Source organism: Cyclobacterium amurskyense (assembly GCF_001050135.1).
Taxonomy (GTDB): Bacteria; Bacteroidota; Bacteroidia; order Cytophagales; family Cyclobacteriaceae; genus Cyclobacterium; species Cyclobacterium amurskyense.
In genome coordinates this window covers 1668353-1685228 of the sequence record NZ_CP012040.1, presented here as the reverse complement: position 1 = coordinate 1685228, position 16876 = coordinate 1668353, and the positions used below count along the sequence as shown (strand labels likewise).

Here is a 16876-nt window from a genome sequence, read left to right as displayed (position 1 = left end):
TTGTTGCACATTTCTGAAAAGTTTTAACATGCCTTGTGCCTTGTCAAAAGTGAGTTATTGGTTTGAACTGAGTGGAGTGAAAACAGTTAAAAACCTTTTAGAAGAAAATTACCGTTTTTTGTTGTATTTAGGTTCTTTCAGCCTCAGCAAAGTAGTAATTTCAGTTTACCCTTTCGCCTTAATGGCGCGTTCTAGCACTTCTTTTATGCCTTCCAGGTTATCACTGAAATTGACCATTTGCAGCACTACCTGTGCCATTTCATCTTGATTTCCTAAGCCTCTTAACTTGTTGTTTTTAATAAAAGTGGTTTTTATTTCACCCCATCTAGCTTGTTCTATTGGTGTAATTGTGCCAGTTAGTTCTTTGTATTTTAATAAGTTGGCTTCGGCGGAACTTGTAAGCGTTTGTGCCTCACTTTCGTAATGCGACAACAAAAGATTTTGTAACTCCTTATTGTTCATAATAGGAACCACTTTGGATACCAGTTTATTCATGTCTCGATAAGAACCTTGTAGTTTAAATGGGGGTTCAGTCCTGTAGGCATCATCCTTAGCAGCGCTTTCTATATAAGCTTGGTTTACTTTGAGTACAGTGTCTCTTATCTTTAAAACCTTTTGGATTACGCTTAAGTAATCCTGAATTTCTTGATTGGTGTGATTACCATGAAGTACACCGTCCTGTGTTTCGTTTTCAACCCGATTTAACAAGGTATAAACATCTTCAAGATATTTATTCCTCAGTTGATTCAATACAGGATTGCTAGTTAAAGAATTTTCTATTAAGCTAAGGTTAAACTGATGGTCTGAATCGCCTATAATGTCCCCAAGATTATAAATATCGGCTCGGTTGGATAGCATGTCTGGAACCTGGAATTTTGCCCCACGCTCTGTATAGGGGTTTCCTGCCATTATTACACAGAACTTTTTGCCTCGAAGGTCATAGGTACGTGGCTTTCCGTTATATATTCCTTCAATTTTTCTGGTGCCATCGGAAAGGGATATGAATTTTTGTAAAAACTCTGGATGGCAATGTTGAATATCGTCTAAATACAACATTACGTTATTTCCCATTTCAAAGGCTAAATTCAGCTTTTTTAACTCCTCTTTTGCTGCACTATTTGTGGCTGCTTCAGGGTCTACCGAGGTAACCTCATGGCCTATGGCTGGCCCGTTAATTTTCATGAACACTAAGCCCAATCGGTTGGCAATGTATTCCATCAAAGTGGTTTTACCGTAGCCTGGAGGCGAAATCAAAAGCAAAAGCCCCATTCTATCTGTCCGACTATTGTTCCCCACGGTACCAAGTTGTTTGGACAGGTTCTCTCCAAATAATGGCAAATAAACCTGATCGATTAGTTTGTTACGCACAAAGGAAGTCAGAACCTGAGGTTTATACTCTTCCAATTTTAACTGCTCTTTTAACTGAAGGGTAATATCGGTTTTTGCCTTTTTAAAGGCTTGGTAAGCGGCTACCTCCTCATTTGTGAAATGAGTTAAAGTAGCCACAAAATCATGATAATTAAAATGAAATTCTCCTTCAATAATGGTATGGTGGTTTCCCGCTAAATTATGAATGACAGCATTTGGCGAAATCATTTTCTTTTTTGCAATGGGTTGATCAAACAAGCAATTACAAACGATCTCATCAATATAACGGGCATTCTTTGGATGCTCCTGATTGATGAATGCAGCAACCCATTGCCTTGCGAGTTTTATTTTCTCATGAAATGTACTGGTATTGTCAATGGCTTCTTTAAAACGTAAATCAGCATTTTTTGCTTTCATGACATTATTAAAGGCTTGCCTTAATTTCTCTGCTTCTGAACTTACTTCAAAGGCATCATTACCCTGCAATTCTTCAAACAAATAATTTGAAATAACATTAATTTCAGCACTTGAAAATAGCTGAGTTTCAGAAATAAGCCTATGGATTTTTTGCTGCAATTCATCTATCAGGTAATTAAACTCTTTAGAATAAGGGAATACTTCCAAAACAGATCCAGCCGCTTTTATCATCCGATTAAGATGCAGGCGTTCCTTTTCAGTAAATGAATACCAACTGTATTGTGCATGGGCTCTTATGGCAGGTGAGTAACGCAGTAAACCCAAGTCTTTATGCGTATTCACTAGGGTTAGTAAAATTTTTGCCGCATCCTCATCGTGTACCCCTTTTGTATACCCTTCATTGTAGTTGGCACTGCTTGCCTTTTTTACCAATTGAACCAAGTTTTCCTGGGAGGCATCCGCCAATTGGTCCCAGGGTGTTTCCTTAAACAGTTTAAAAGCTAGGTAACTCCCCCTATATACTGTGATGTTTTCAGAAGGGTATTCTTGATCCCAATATTTCTGGCTGTTTACCAGTACTTTGTTGGTCAGTTTTTGATAGAAATCTGTCCCTGTTAGATGATAATTGAGGTGATTGTCTTTGAAAACGATGGTTATATCTAGGGGCTGTTTATTTACACCAAATTTGTACTTGCCCAGTTTAATAACGTTTTCGCCATCTTCAAACAGCTCCTGCTTGTCTTTTAATTTACGTAAGGCATCTTCCTTGGCAACCTTTAAAGAAGTGGCTACTTCTTCTGCATTCCCACTTTCATCCAATTCATTTAGCTGATCGATGATGTCACGGACCTTGTTGATCATTAAGTCGGATGCGAAATAACCATTTATTTCTGCAGTGGATTTTAAGGTTTCTGCTTTTTTGGCAACTCCTTTTAAAATGCGTGCTGTTGCAGTTTTTAAAGCAATTGATTTTTTATTTCGTCGCTCAATTAAGCCCGTTTTTTTATTGTCAAAAGCCGCATGGACTTCCTCCCGTTTCTCAATTATTTTGGGAATAAACGCATCATAATCTGCAAATTTACCTTCCAATTCTTCCAGTTGAATAGATACTTTGGTTTGGTATTCATCACATTTTTCGGGGGTATCGGCAATATCCAAATAGTTGATAATGCTTTGGTCCACCAATTTTATTTGCGCAGAAAAATCAGCAATGGCTTCTTTGCTGCCCAGAGATTTGCGTTTGTTTTTTATTGCGGCTTTGAGCTGATTTAACGTGGCAAAAATCAAGGAAATATGATCGATTATTTTAGTTGATTGGGATGTGTCTTCAATTTCTAAATTGGATACAATTTCAATCAATAACTCTAAATCCCTTGCAATTTGATTTACCTCTTCCTCAAGTTGCTTGGCTTCGATTACTTTAGTGACTTTTTCCAAAGCCATTTTCTTTTCCTCAACTTGCAACTTATAAGGCGCCAATGCATCATCATTAAGTAAAAATGCTACACATTGCTGAGCAATATTGTCGGAATACTCGGCAATCGTATTTTCAAGTTCCTTGGTGTAGTCGGTATTTACATAGCGAACATCGTTTAATTCAATGGTTTCGCCCCTTAAGCCACGAAGCTGGGTTAACATTGATACAAAATCATTGATGCTATTAAATGAGGTGCTTTTTATTATAACAAAAAGTTCATCTGCTTTATTTTGCAAAGCCTTTGATTGGCTTGCAGCCGATTTTTTTAATTGAACAACCTTTGTAAATTCATCTATAGCAGCATTGGCTGCATCACTAATTTCATTTAGAGGTGCAGAAAGATCCTGTGTATCCGGTTCCTTAATCCAATAATACGAGTCCAATAGGTCTTTTGCGGCCTTGGAAACATCCTCATATAGGCCCTCATAATTATCATCTTTGTTGAGTAAATTGATCAAGGCATTGCTTTCAGCCATGGCTTTGACAATGTCTTTATTTCCGATTTTATACAATAGCGAGTCCGTGTGTTTACTTGGGATGAAATCACCTTTTAAATAAGGAGTTTGCCAAATTTGTACCACATGATGCTTGGTTTGCTCTCCTTCACCCTTAAAGTAACTAAGTTCTCCATTTTGTAAAATGGTGTAACCATTACAAATAATAGGCGTGACAATCTGTTGAGTGATCACATTATAACTCATTAGAATATACAAACCTTCCGAGGGTGAATAGAACACGAACATATAATCTTCACCATTGGGAGAAGCAATTCGCGAAACAAACTTTACATTGGGGATGCTATTATCGAAAACATGGTATTCTCCGGTTTGCAAATAATAACCTGTCGGAAAAATAATTCCTTGGTCATCAGGTAGAAGTACCGCAGCTTCTCGTAAACTGTCAATTTTTTGCACTTCCTGTACCTTGTGATTGTATACAAAAAATCTGGAATCTTCTTGAAATGGTTTTATATCAATAAGAATAAGATTTCCTAAATCTGCATATTTGTACTGTGCATCGTCTAGCGTTTGATCTGGGTAATCTACAGGTTCATCATAGACCCCTTTACCATCTTCTGTATTGTCCTCTATTTTTATGGTAAGATCTCCTCCTATTGCCTCTACAAATACTTTATCCAATATTGAAACATGTGAATGCACCCCATACCGGTGCATATCACGAGTAACTTCTAGCCATTTAAACTCATATTGGGCAGGGAACTTGTATTCATGATCGCTTCTGTTGTCTACATATACCAGTTTTCCATCTTTGATAAGCCATTTAAATGCCTTAATATCAGTGACACTTTCACTCAATTGAAAAATCATGTATAGAAAATTGCCTATTTTGGCAAATCTCGCAAAGATGGTATTTCGGTAGTATTTGTATAGATTATCAAAATCTGCTTGAAACTGAACGTCTTCTATAAAATCTAGCCCTATGGCTTCAAACCTGTTATTGGTAAAACTGTATACGCTAAATACGTCATTGAGCTTTATATCTGTACGTAAGCCAAAATGCACATTATAGCCAAACACACAAGTATTCCCAAAAGAAACGATATCACGTGCGATACAATTATTTTCTGTGGAAATTCTATCATTAGCGATTAGTTTTGTTTCTAAAGCACCAAAAACAGCTTTACGATCCTCATTTAGTTGGTTTAACCGATTTTGAAGGTCTTGTTTATGCTTTTGTAACCTGTTTCTAATGATTTCATATGTGCCACCATCTAAAATTTGCTTTTGTTCCGTTTTATTAGGTTCAGTCATTGGAGTTGTGCTATATAGGTGTGCGTAACTTACGTGAATAATTTACACATGAGCTGCTCAATGCTAACATTTGCGTGTTGTTTTAAGAATAACTTTTTGGAATAGAAAAATACGTTCAATGCACTTATTAAGCTTTTGCAGTAAGACATTGAACGCGATAAGTTTTACAATTTATTTCCTGAAATCCCTAGGCCTTTAGCTAAACTCAGAAGGTTGCCAATCACGTTTTGTTCATTTTTATCTGTAGCCTGATTTTGCATAGTCATCAATAAATTGGCAATTGTGACGTTTTTGATATCCTCACTTGAGATGTTATACCTTTCAGCAAAATCTTTTATCCGTGACAATAATTCTCCCTCATTACCACTGCCGTCACCAAGTAAGGCTTGCTTAATTTCCTGGATGTTTGTGCTGTTATTTACCATTCTATCAAAGCCTTTTGCTTTAGTGATTTGACCAATAATTTGCTCAAAAAACATTGTTTCTCCTCCCACGATGTCAATTTTGGAAGTTTTTAAGGCATCTCCAATCACTTGTGCCTGCGCATCTGCAATTGCTTTTTGAATATTGATTTCTGCCAAATCAACCTGTAATTCTTTATCCAACTTAAGCTTAAACTCTTCGTGCTCTTTGCCCACACCATCTAATTTCTTCATTGCGTTGGCCTTCTCTTCAATTCCGGCTGCATCGGCTAGGGCTTTTTCTTTAATAACGTCTGCTTCTGCCAATCCGTCTTTGCGTTTTGCTTCTGCATTAGCCTCAATTCCTCTGGCCTCAGCCAAGGCTTTTTTCTCAATTATTAATGCCTCTACAATTCCTTGGCGTTCATTTGCTTCTGCTTTGGCATGCATAACCTGTGCCTCTGACAATCCAATGGTCGCTTCTTCTTTCGCGGTTGCTTCTGCCAGGATTTTTCTACCTTCTGCCTCTTTGGCACTTGCTTCTTTTTTCGCCTGTGCCTCAATGTTAATTTCCTCGGCATGTTGCTTCATGGCCTCCTTTTTGGATTCCGCTTGCTTAATTACTTTAATAAGCTCTTCCTCTGCAACACCTTCTGCAATTGTGATTTTCACCTTTTTATCCCTATCTGCTGTTTTAAAGGCCTCAATATCCTTCATGTTCTCCTGTTCCTGAACCACACCTTTTTCAAGCGCCACTCGGTCCCGGATAACATCTTGGATATTTTTCTTTTCAACTTCAACAACTTTTTCCTTTTCAATTTGAGCAAGAGTTACTATACGTTCTCTTTCGGTTGCCTCAAGCATTCTGTCTTTTTCAACTCGCTCCGTTTCTACAGCGTTGGTTCGTTCCTTGTTCTTTTCTGCAACAATGATCTGACGTTGCATATTTTCTTCAGCCACCTTTACTTTCTCCTCAGTGGCTATTCTAGCAGTTTCAGATTTTAATCGCTCTTCTTCGGCCACCTTTAGGATGTCCGCTTGTTCTCTGGCTTTAATGTTGGCAATCTCTCTACGTTGGGATTCCTCCTTTTCTGCCAATTGCCGGTCTAATTCCAAGATGGCTTCTCGTGCCTCCACATCTTGCTTTCGTATGACTTTTTCCTCATCACGTTTAATGAAGTTAGCTTTTTTGTTTTGCTCTGCTGTCAGTTCAGTAATTTTCTTTATTCCTTCTGCATCTAGAATATTGTCAGCCCTTAAATAATTTACCGGAGTCTGCTCTAAAAAATCGATCGCACAATCTTCAAGGGTATATCCGTTTAGATCTGTCCCTATTATATCTACGATCTCATCCCTAAACTCCCGTCTGGCTTCATACAGTTCAATGAAATCAAACTTTTTTCCCACGGTTTTTAAGGCTTCGGAAAATTTGGCCTCGAACAAGTCTTCAAGGGTTTCGATTTTTGAAGCCCGCTCCGCACCAATTGTCTGTGCTACTCTTTTGATAAATTCTATGTCGTTGTTGACACGAACAAAAAATGCTACTTTAATGTCCGCTCGCATATTGTCTTTACATACCAAGCCTTCAGATCCTAGTCTTTCGATCTGGATTTTCTTTACAGAAATATCCATGATTTCTAACTTGTGAAATAAAGGAACCACATACATGCCCTTATCGGTGGCGATTTGGATTCCGCCAAAACCGGTACGGATTAAGGCCTCGCCTTGGCGAACCTTTTTATAGAACAATGCAATAATTGCAAAGAAAATTATAATTAGGAATACGATTAACGCTATTCCTATTGCCAATAATGATGGAATCTCTGTCATAGTTGTTAATTAGTCGTTATATACTTGTGCGTAATAAAAACTTTTGTCTTCTGACTCTTTGATAATGAGAACTATTTCTCTAAAACTGATTTTTTCTCCATTTAAAGATTTGATGTAAACAGACATAGGGTTGCCATCGATGATAAATTCTGCATTGCCTAATTTATCCTTTTCAATACTAGATAAACTTGTGCCTTTTCTTCCGATAAAATCTATGGCCTTATCTCCGTTTTTATTAAAACCCTTGAAAAAACCTTTGAATGGACTTGTGAAAACTTTCGTGAAAATTAGTGCTGGGATAAAACTGGCCAGCATAAAAATAAAGCCTATACTGTTTGAATAGCTATGTGTTATAGTTGTTACAGTCAAAGTGATAAACCACCAGGCAAATACAAAACTTGTGAAAGTAAACATAAAGGGCAAGCCTACAAAATTGAAATAAATCAAAAATACCTGCCACCATTTTAATTGCATTCGCCTATTTCCCGCTACATCTTTCTCGTTGAATTCCGCGTTCGCTACATCTTCAAAATCAATATTGCTACTTTCTAAACCGGTATTAGCATCCAAACCAGCATCAACATCAATATCTAAGTCAAAGTCAATCCCACTAATCATGGTTAATAACCAATAGAGGATCAAAATAATGGTAAAAATACTTAATGGTAGATTTACACTCGAAAATATAATGTCAATAATGTTTTCCACTTTTATGTGTTTTTATCATTTAGGCCAAGATTTTTCTTTAATTCATTCAGCTCATTGTCAGCATTTGCTTCACTGATATTCGCGGCCTTATCTAACTCGCTGTCTATGCTTTGATTCTTATTGGCTATTTCGCCATACGCCTCAGCCAGTGCCTCTTCTTGGTTTACTTTTTCTTTCATTCGCTCCAGCATAGATACGGTTCCTGTACTGTCCAACTGGGCCATTTGTTTGTTCAAGCTATTTTTTGCATTGCTCACCTTCACTCTGGCCTTAAGTGTTTTTAGCTCATTTTCCCAGTTATTAATGGTGCTTTTTAGCTCTTGAATGTTTACATCAAGTTGATTTACGGATTCTTGCAACTTGCTTGCTTCGTTTGCATATTGGATAGCCTTTTTGGAAGCTTCCTCTTTTTTTAACAATGCCTGTTTTGCCAAACGATCGGCTTCCTCAGAAGCTAATTCTCCCGATTTCCCTTTTTTTATTATAATAACGGCTTTATTGTAGTATTCTTCAGCCGAACTATCCATCTCTTTTTTATCATTTCTTGCACGTATAGCCAATGCTTTAACTTGAGCAAGCGAATCTAAATTTTTATTTAAATCCAATTTTAAATCTCGAATGCCTTGTTCGGTTAGTTTTATTGGATCTTCCATATTATCTATAGCAGCGTTTGCTTCCGCCTGTCCTATTTTAAATATTCGTTTCAAGAAGTTCATTGTTTTTGAATTTTAGTATTTAGAAAACTTAATGATTTGTTCCGAGTATTCACTCAGTAAGAGACTTAGAGAATTTAAGGAAGCTTCTATCTCATTTAGATCTAGGTTTTCTATTTGAAGTGTGTCCCTAAAAATTACTTTATCGCCATCGTCATCCAGTACAAATGCTCCATGAATAATGTCTCTGTTTTTTTGCAATAAACTTTTGTAGATCGAGTTGTTATTGTTTTTGATTTTAAAGATATACTGCTCTAAAATTAAAACCGGGGGTACAATCCCTACAATAAGGTTCTTGATACCGTTGTCCTCTTTCTGGATTACCAAGATCCCTTCGTCAGGATTTTCTTTTGTAATATCAACATCCAGTTTCAATAAAAATTCTATGATACGATTATAATAGTTATCCATAATTTATTGTTTGCTTAAGTAACAATTTCGCTTATGACAATCTAAAAAAAGAAGATATAGCCGAAGTAATTTTAATTTTTTTGCTGAATAATACAAGTAAAATTCCCTGTAATTAGCAAGTTAGGTCACGGCTAAGTCCCTGAATGATTGGCTAAAATAATTTGCAATACCGCTGCTTTTAACTAATATTGCTAGAACAAATATAGTAATAAAATGGATTTATGCAAATTAAATTAGCAAAACATGTCTTTTTTTGGAAGGAATATTAAAAAAATACGAAGTTTGAAGTTGCTATCTCAACAAGCATTTGCAGAGGTTTTTGACCTTAAAAGAGCTACTTTAGGCGCTTATGAGGAAGAACGTAGTGAGCCTAAAATAGATACTATCATCAAAATTGCAAATTATTTTAGCATCCCCATTGATGATTTGCTAACAAAGGAATTGACCATAAATCAATTATTGAAATTTAATACCAATTTAACTACCGATGCAGACCAGATGGAGGTTGCGGCCTTAACAAAGGTGCCTATAATATTACCCGAGTGTGTTGCAGACTATCTTAATCACCATTCAAAGAAAAACTTTATTGCAGACTTGCCTGTGATGAGCTTGCCCATCAGTAATGAGAAAATATTTAGGGCTTACACCGTTACTGATTTGGAAATGGCGAATCAGGATGTGGGATTCTATCCTAACGATGTTGTAGTGGGTGAATTAGTTCCAAAATCAGCCTATAAGAAACTCAATAATCGAACCCCTGTAATAGTTGTCACCGATACCGATATTTTAGTAAGACGATATTTTAGCACAGATAAAGGTTATGTGCTAAGGGCGGATCATAAAGGCATTGATGACCAAGTTTTTAACGCGAAGCAAATCTATGAGCTTTGGCGTATTCGCTATGTGTTCTATAAACGAATTCCTGAAACCTCTGGCGAAATATCGGATCAGATTAACCTTTTAAGGATGGAAATTGAGAAATTAAAAAAGTAAAACATCCCGTAATTGTATTGCTTTTTATAGTTATTTACTTAAGGGAAAACTCATAGCCCGAGTTTACTACTTCTTCAAGTAATTGAAAATAAAAAAGGCGGTAAATGCCCCAAAAGGACTTTACCGCTTTTCCGTTTTAATTTGTCATGAGTACTGAACTATCAGTGCTTTCTAGTTCCCTAAAGGGATTTATCTTTTGTTGATTTTTGGCTTTCCTTAATCTTATTTACCATCAGGTAAACGAATGCTCCTCCTAGCGCTGCTGCAATAAGTAAAATAACAATCCAAACTATGTTCATGGCTTTAGGTTTTTATTTGTTATAAGTTATTGAATATCTGGTAGATTTTCAATTAAATGGCTTGAAAATAATTTCGGAAACAAACCTATTTCACTAAAGGCCTGAAAGGCCTAAATATCAAAGCCATGTGTGCAGCCCATGGTAAGGAGATATATACATCATGATTTTGGCGGTATTGTTGCTTGTTTTTAGCAATAATGCTGACAAAATCTTATGCATCGTACATCAAATGTTATCGATCATTTTTACAGATTTAAGATCCTTCGACAAGCTCAGGGACCAATTACTGTAAGGGGAACCACATTAAGCGAGACTGCTAAACCCTTGTCCCCGCCAACCCCCTCCCCAAAAAAGGGTTCGCATTGACGATTTGTTGTGGGAAGACTAGATTTTTCACCCCCCCCAAAAAAAAATAGGCCAGAACAATGTCCCGGCCTATTTGATTCACCTTAAAGGGTGTAATGGGTTTTTATTTATAATTATCCCCGATTCTTTACTGCATGGTCTACTGCTCTTGCAGTAATTGCCATATAAGTAAGGGAAGGGTTTTGGGTGCTGGTGGAGGTCATACAGGCCCCATCCGTAACGTATACATTTGGGCAAGCATGTACCTGATTCCATTTATTGAGTACGGATGTTTTCGGGTCTTTGCCCATTCTGGCTCCTCCCATTTCGTGGATGTCCAGGCCTGGTGCACGTTTGTCATCCCTAGTACGGATATTGGTGAAACCTGCCGCCTCAAACATTTCCGACATTTGCTCCAAATAATCTTTTATCATGGCCTCATCATTGTCGTCATAATCCATGGAGATTTTCAATTGTGGAATGCCCCATTCGTCTTTTAGATTAGGATCAAGGCTAACCTGGCTTTCTTCTTTAGGAATGGTTTCGCCCATCATGTGAGAACCCATTCTCCAAGGACCGTATTCCGGTGCCTTGGCCATGGACTGTTCCAATTCATCACCTATGCCTGAATAATCATTATGCGTGCTTCTTCCTGAGCTAAAACCTGCCGCATAGCCTCTAAGGAAGTTCGTTTCCTGCTTGTGTAGGTTTCTGAACCTTGGGAAGTAACCTGAAGTAGGTCTTCTGCCTTCGGTGGTGTATTCCTTCAGTCCATCGTATTCGGCTGAAATGCCTGCACGGTAATTATGAAAGGCAACATATTTACCCAGTATACCGCTGTCATTACCTAAGCCATTTGGGAAACGACTGGAAGTAGAATTAAGTAAAATCAAATTGGTATTCAGCGCACTTGCATTGACAAAGATGATGTCTGCATAAAACTCCTTCATTTCTTTGGTTTGGGCATCGATTACCCTTACTCCCGTAGCCTTACCTTTGGCATCATCATAAATGATGGAGTGTACCACTGCATGATGGTGCATGGTAAGATTGCCTGTTTTGGCAGCCCAAGGTAGCGTGGAGGAATTGCTACTGAAATATCCACCAAAGGGACATCCACGCTGGCAAAGGGTTCTGTTTTGACACAGGGTTCTGCCTTGCTTGGCATAGAATTCCTGGTTCTCAGTGATATGCGCACAACGTGCAACTACAATTTCCCTTTCTGGGTAATTGTTTTTCAAAAACTCCTTAAAATATTTTTCTCCGGCTGTCAATTCAAATGGAGGCAAAAATTCCCCATCAGGCAAATTTGGTTTTCCGTCTTTGTTACCCGAAACGCCGATGAATTTTTCTACATGGCTGTACCAAGGCGCCAGGTCTTTGTAGCGGATGGGCCAGTCAACAGCAAATCCATCTCTGGCAGGTCCTTCAAAATCGAAATCGCTCCAACGTTGTACCTGTCTGGCCCAAAGTAGGGATTTGCCTCCGGTTTGGTAGCCACGAATCCAGTCAAAGGGTTTTTCTTGAACATAGGGATGTTCGGTATCTTTTACGAAGAAGTGCTTTGTATCTTCTTTATAAGCATAACACCTGCTTACTACCGGGTTTTCTTCTTTTACACTTTGGAGTATTCCACCCCTGTGCTCAAGTTCCCAAGGCATGCTGTTGGTGGTGGGGTAATCTTTGACATGTTTTACCTCGCGGCCTCTTTCAAGTACCAGGGTATTCAATCCTTTCTCACAGAATTCTTTCGCTGCCCATCCCCCACTTATTCCAGAGCCGATGACGATGGCGTCATAGCTATTTTCTTTTTTGCTTTTTATATTCAAATTGGCCATTGCGTCCGTTCTTTTTAAGCGTTTTCAATTAATTTGCTGCCATAAAATCGGGCAGGAACCAGTTCGTAGGGCTTAATTTCAGTCATGAAATACTCAGAATTGAGATAGCCCTGAAGTGCGAAACGTTTTGTGGTATTTAGAAATTGGCGGGTATGGCCGGCTTCACTTTCATTTTCGCCTTCCAATGCCATTCCCTTCACAATCGCCTCTTCAGCTTTTTTTTGGTCCATTTTTGAAAATGCCTTGCCAAAGGTTTTCTTTGAAAAATCTTCCCAGCCTTTAAGGCCTTTTACGAAACCATCTTGCTGATCCGCACTTAGGCAATCGTTACTCATTACAAGTACAAAGTCCTGAATCATTAATTCTTCAGCCTTCTTTAGTGTAGTGCCTGGAAAAATGGTATTTGTTACCTGAGTGAGTAAAACTTTATCACTCTGGGTGATGTTTAGGTTTTGATAGGCTTGCAAAATAGATTCCTCGCTGAAGTCACAGGCTGGCATTAATACCGCCCCTCCGGTTAGAATCGCTAATTGCTTCATAGCTGATCTTCTATCCATAATCGTTTTTGGGTAAAATGAAAATACACGAACAAGTTATCAAAATTTTGATTAAGTGAGCAAGGTTTTTTTCATCGGTGGTGCATTACTACAAAAATGCCGTAATTTTGGCGTTGAAACTTAACCACAACTATTATAAAATTTACAAAATGAAATTAAAATTATACCTATTAGTATTATGCCTTCTTCCGCTGGGGCTTTTGGCACAAACGAATATTAAAGTATTGGATGCCGAATCCCGAGAGCCAGTTGCCTTTGTCACGGTTAAGGTAGATACCAAAAAAGCCATAACAGCTAATGAAAACGGAGAATTAACGGTTGACCTCAGTGAGCCTTCAAATTTGCTATTTTCACACATAGCCTTTGAGGAACAATCCGTATTGGTGCCTGCTTCAGGTGAAATTATTGTGTTTTTGGTAAGAGGAGAAAATGCACTTACTGAAGTTTTGGTTAGTTCTTTTGAGTCAGAACGGCCACTATTGGAACAGGCAGCTGGAATAGCGCGTGTATCAGAATCAGATTTGTACAGGTTCAATGAAACCTCCATTGTTCAAGCATTTAATACCAAACCTGGAATTAGAATTGAAGAACGTGCACCTGCCAGTTATCGGGTGTCTATTCGCGGAAGCTCTTTGCGCTCTCCTTTTGGGGTGCGAAATGTAAAGGTTTACTGGAACGGTATGCCTTTTACAGCTCCAGATGGTACCACACCTTTGAACATAATGGACTTGTCCAATATTCAAAATACAGAAATCATTAAAGGTCCTGCAGGTAGTATCTATGGTGCTGGCAATGGAGGAGTGATTAGCTTTACCAGCAAAGAGACGGTAGATGAAAATAGAATTGGTGCAGACCTTTCTGTAGGAGCCTTTGGTTTGGTTCGTTACCGATTGGGCATAGACCAAAAACTAGAAAATGGAGGTCTTAGCGTATCTTATGCCAAGCAAAAATCAGATGGTTACAGAGACCATACTGTTATGGACAGAGAAGTGCTTCAAGTGACAGGTTATTTTCAGCCTTCCAAGAAACAAAAGCTAACCACTCAAATCCTTTATTCCGATCTTTTCTATGAATTACCTGGGGCATTGAATGCGACACAATTAGCTGAAAATCCAAGACAGGCCAGGCCAGGATCTGCAGCTCAGAATGCCTCTATCAATCAAAAGTCAATGTATGGTACGCTGTCTCATGATTATAGATTTAACCATAACCTTGACAATAAAACGTCTATTTATATCAATACCACAGATTTTGAGAATCCTTTTAACCTGGATTACAAAAAAGAGACGCAATTTGGTTATGGCGGAAGGACAAGCTTTACTTATGACGACATATGGTCTAATATTCCTGTAAGGCTTATAGGTGGAGGTGAATACCAGTTTTCTAAAACATCTGCCCAAAATTTTGGCAATAATGGAGGGCAAATTGATACCATCCGTTTTGGTGATGAGCTATTGACAAGTACTGCTTTTCTTTTCCAACAGTTGGAAGCGGAACTCTCCGATAGGTTCTTAATGACCATAGGCTTGAGCGAAAACTTTTCTAGTTTTAACATCGCTAGAAACATTGATATGATCAATGGGGTACCTTCCAATGCCAAGCGTACTTTTGACCCGGTGATTGTGCCAAGGGTGGCTTTGTCAGCAAAATTAAACAACAATGCAGCTTTGCATGCCAGTATTAGCTCAGGCTTCTCTCCACCTACCATCGATGAGGTAAGGACCAATGAAGGCTCAATTAACCTTGACCTGGAGGCGGAAAAGGGAGTGAATTATGAATTGGGTTACCGCTCAAGTTTCAATAAGGGCAGGGTCAATGTAGATGGTTCTGTTTTCTACTTTAAATTGGATGAAACCATCACTACTTTTGTCAATGAGCAAGGGGTGGTGCTCTTTAGAAATGCTGGAGCAACCAACCAGAAGGGAATAGAATTGATGGTAGATTATGCCCTGGTAAGAAAGCAAATGTCTTTCGTACAAGAAGTGAAAGTCACGCATTCTTTTACAGGTCATTATTTTAAGTTTGAGGACTTTGTAAAAGGAGACAACGATTACAGTGGAAACGACCTCACTGGCGTTGCCCCCCACACCTTGGTGAACCAATTGGATATTAAAACCAAGCCTGGGTTTTACCTGAATTTCACCCATCAGTATGTGGATGACATTCCTTTGAATGATGCCAATACTGTGTTTCAGGAGTCTTATCACCTGATGAACTCAAGAGCAGGATGGAGAGGGGATGTTGGAAAAGCTTTTGACCTGGAATTGTATTTTGGGGTTCAAAATTTAACGAATGCCAGTTACAGTCTAGGCAATGACCTCAATCCGTTTGGGGGTAGGTATTACCAACCTGCAGCCATAAGAAACTTTTACGGAGGAATAAAGGTTGGTCTAAAATATTAGTGGATCCAAAAAATAAAGACAAAATATGAACAACAAGCCTGTATTCAATATAGAAGAAGTCAATAAAATCATCCGCCACAGAAGGTCCCAATTTGTGGCCCAATTCAAGGAAAATGATCCCATAGAGGACAGTATTATTAAAGAGCTTTTGGAAAATGCCAATTGGGCCCCTACTCATAAGTTGACACAACCATGGCATTACATGGTGTTTTCAGGTGAGGGATTGAAAAAGCTGGCTGATTACCAGTCCAATCTATACAAAGAACGAAGCGAAAAAACAGGCGTTTTCAAAGAAGCCGTGTATACCAAATTGAAGGAGAATCCATTGAAAGCTTCTCATGTAATCGCAATAGGTATGAAAAGGGATCTTCGAGCCAATCTTCCCGAAATGGAAGAAATAGCGGCTGTTGCTATGTCAGTACAAAACATGTATCTTACAGCCAGTGCTAGAGGATTAGCAGCATACTGGAGTACAGGTGCACCTACTTTCTGGCCAGAAGCCAAACCGTTTTTTGGACTTGGTGAAGAAGACATGTTAATGGGTTTTTTCTTTATTGCCAAACCTGTATCAGACGGATGGCCTGAAGGAAAAAGAACACCCATTTCGGATAAAGTGACCTGGGTAAAAGAATAATGAGTTTTATTAAAAGACAATTTCAAAATCCTGCTTTGGCAATCTGTTGGTTGGCTTTGCTTTTGATTGGGGCATGTAGTGAAGACTACCTTCCCAAACCCAAAGGCTATAACCGCATTGACCTACCAAAGCGGGATTTTGTTAGCTTAAATAAAAACTTACCTTATAATTTTGAACATTCTGTTCATGCACAAATAGAAAGGGATTCATTTAACTTGCAAGAGAAGACCTGGACCAATGTGCATTACACAGATTTAGATGCCAGAGTGCACCTGACTTACAAAGCGATCAACGGGGACAAGGCTTTATTAAAAACTTATCTGGATGATGCCATGAGCCTTACCTTCAAGCATCAGGTAAAAGCTTACGGTATAGATGAGGCAGTAGTGTTAACCCCCAGAGGGTATACCGGTTTTGTCTCAGAATTAAGTGGAGAGGTGCCCACTCAATTTCAGTTTTTTGTTACAGATTCTACGCAACATTTTTTAAGAGGAGCCTTGTATTTCCAAACAGCAGTTAAAAATGACTCCTTGGCTCCAATCATAGAGTATATCAAAATTGACATGATGCATTTAATTAATACCCTAACTTTTTAATTGAAAATGTCAAATTAAATTGGTATCTTTAATATATCTTAATTGAACCCTACCTAAGGCTATTTTTAATAGTGTACTTAAGCCGAGTAATGTTACCCGAAATCATTTAATTTTA

At 38.3% G+C, this 16876-nt stretch carries 11 protein-coding genes; 4 read left to right on the top strand and 7 right to left on the bottom strand.

Annotated features, from left to right (window positions below; genetic code table 11):
* Positions 1-165: 165 nt before the first annotated feature.
* The 5 genes from CA2015_RS06765 to CA2015_RS06745 all read right to left on the bottom strand — a co-directional run bounded on the left by CA2015_RS06765 (position 166) and on the right by CA2015_RS06745 (position 9097).
* A complete protein-coding gene (locus tag CA2015_RS06765) occupies positions 166-5034 on the bottom strand; it encodes a DNA repair ATPase (protein ID WP_048641226.1) in 4869 nt (1622 codons plus the stop codon).
* Positions 5035-5198: 164 nt separating this feature from the next.
* Complete coding sequence (locus CA2015_RS06760) at positions 5199-7265, bottom strand: flotillin family protein (RefSeq protein WP_048641225.1); 2067 nt, start codon at positions 7263-7265, stop codon at positions 5199-5201.
* 9 nt (positions 7266-7274) lie between these two features.
* Positions 7275-7973, bottom strand: a complete 699-nt coding sequence (locus CA2015_RS06755; protein ID WP_048641224.1) for a hypothetical protein — start codon at positions 7971-7973, stop codon at positions 7275-7277.
* A 2-nt stretch (positions 7974-7975) separates the two neighbouring features.
* Positions 7976-8689 (bottom strand): PspA/IM30 family protein, encoded by a 714-nt coding sequence (locus tag CA2015_RS06750; protein WP_048641223.1) that lies wholly within the window; start codon positions 8687-8689, stop codon positions 7976-7978.
* Positions 8690-8701: 12 nt separating this feature from the next.
* Positions 8702-9097 (bottom strand): type III secretion system chaperone family protein, encoded by a 396-nt coding sequence (locus CA2015_RS06745; protein ID WP_048641222.1) that lies wholly within the window; start codon positions 9095-9097, stop codon positions 8702-8704.
* A gap of 243 nt (positions 9098-9340) precedes the next feature.
* On the opposite strand from CA2015_RS06745, the gene CA2015_RS06740 reads away from it, so the two are divergent.
* Entirely contained in the window at positions 9341-10090 is a 750-nt protein-coding gene (locus CA2015_RS06740; protein WP_048641221.1) for a helix-turn-helix domain-containing protein, read from the top strand.
* A 778-nt stretch (positions 10091-10868) separates the two neighbouring features.
* Here CA2015_RS06740 and CA2015_RS06735 read toward each other — a convergent pair.
* Positions 10869-12572 (bottom strand): GMC oxidoreductase, encoded by a 1704-nt coding sequence (locus tag CA2015_RS06735; protein WP_048641220.1) that lies wholly within the window; start codon positions 12570-12572, stop codon positions 10869-10871.
* Between the two features lie 14 nt (positions 12573-12586).
* Positions 12587-13129 (bottom strand): gluconate 2-dehydrogenase subunit 3 family protein, encoded by a 543-nt coding sequence (locus tag CA2015_RS06730; protein ID WP_048641219.1) that lies wholly within the window; start codon positions 13127-13129, stop codon positions 12587-12589.
* A gap of 149 nt (positions 13130-13278) precedes the next feature.
* Between CA2015_RS06730 and CA2015_RS06725 the strand changes: the two genes are divergently transcribed.
* From CA2015_RS06725 to gldD, 3 genes are read left to right on the top strand one after another with little or no spacing between them, the layout of a single operon-like run.
* On the top strand, positions 13279-15531 hold the full coding sequence (locus CA2015_RS06725) for a TonB-dependent receptor (protein WP_048641218.1): 2253 nt from the start codon (positions 13279-13281) through the stop codon (positions 15529-15531).
* Positions 15532-15556: 25 nt separating this feature from the next.
* The gene (locus tag CA2015_RS06720) at positions 15557-16165 is read left to right on the top strand and encodes a nitroreductase family protein (protein ID WP_048641217.1); all 609 of its coding nucleotides are present in this window, start codon (positions 15557-15559) and stop codon (positions 16163-16165) included.
* Positions 16165-16761: a gliding motility lipoprotein GldD gene (gldD, locus tag CA2015_RS06715; RefSeq protein WP_084011680.1), complete on the top strand. Its 597-nt coding sequence runs from the start codon at positions 16165-16167 to the stop codon at positions 16759-16761. Before CA2015_RS06720 ends, gldD begins: the two co-directional genes overlap by 1 nt.
* The last annotated feature ends 115 nt before the right edge of the window (positions 16762-16876 follow it).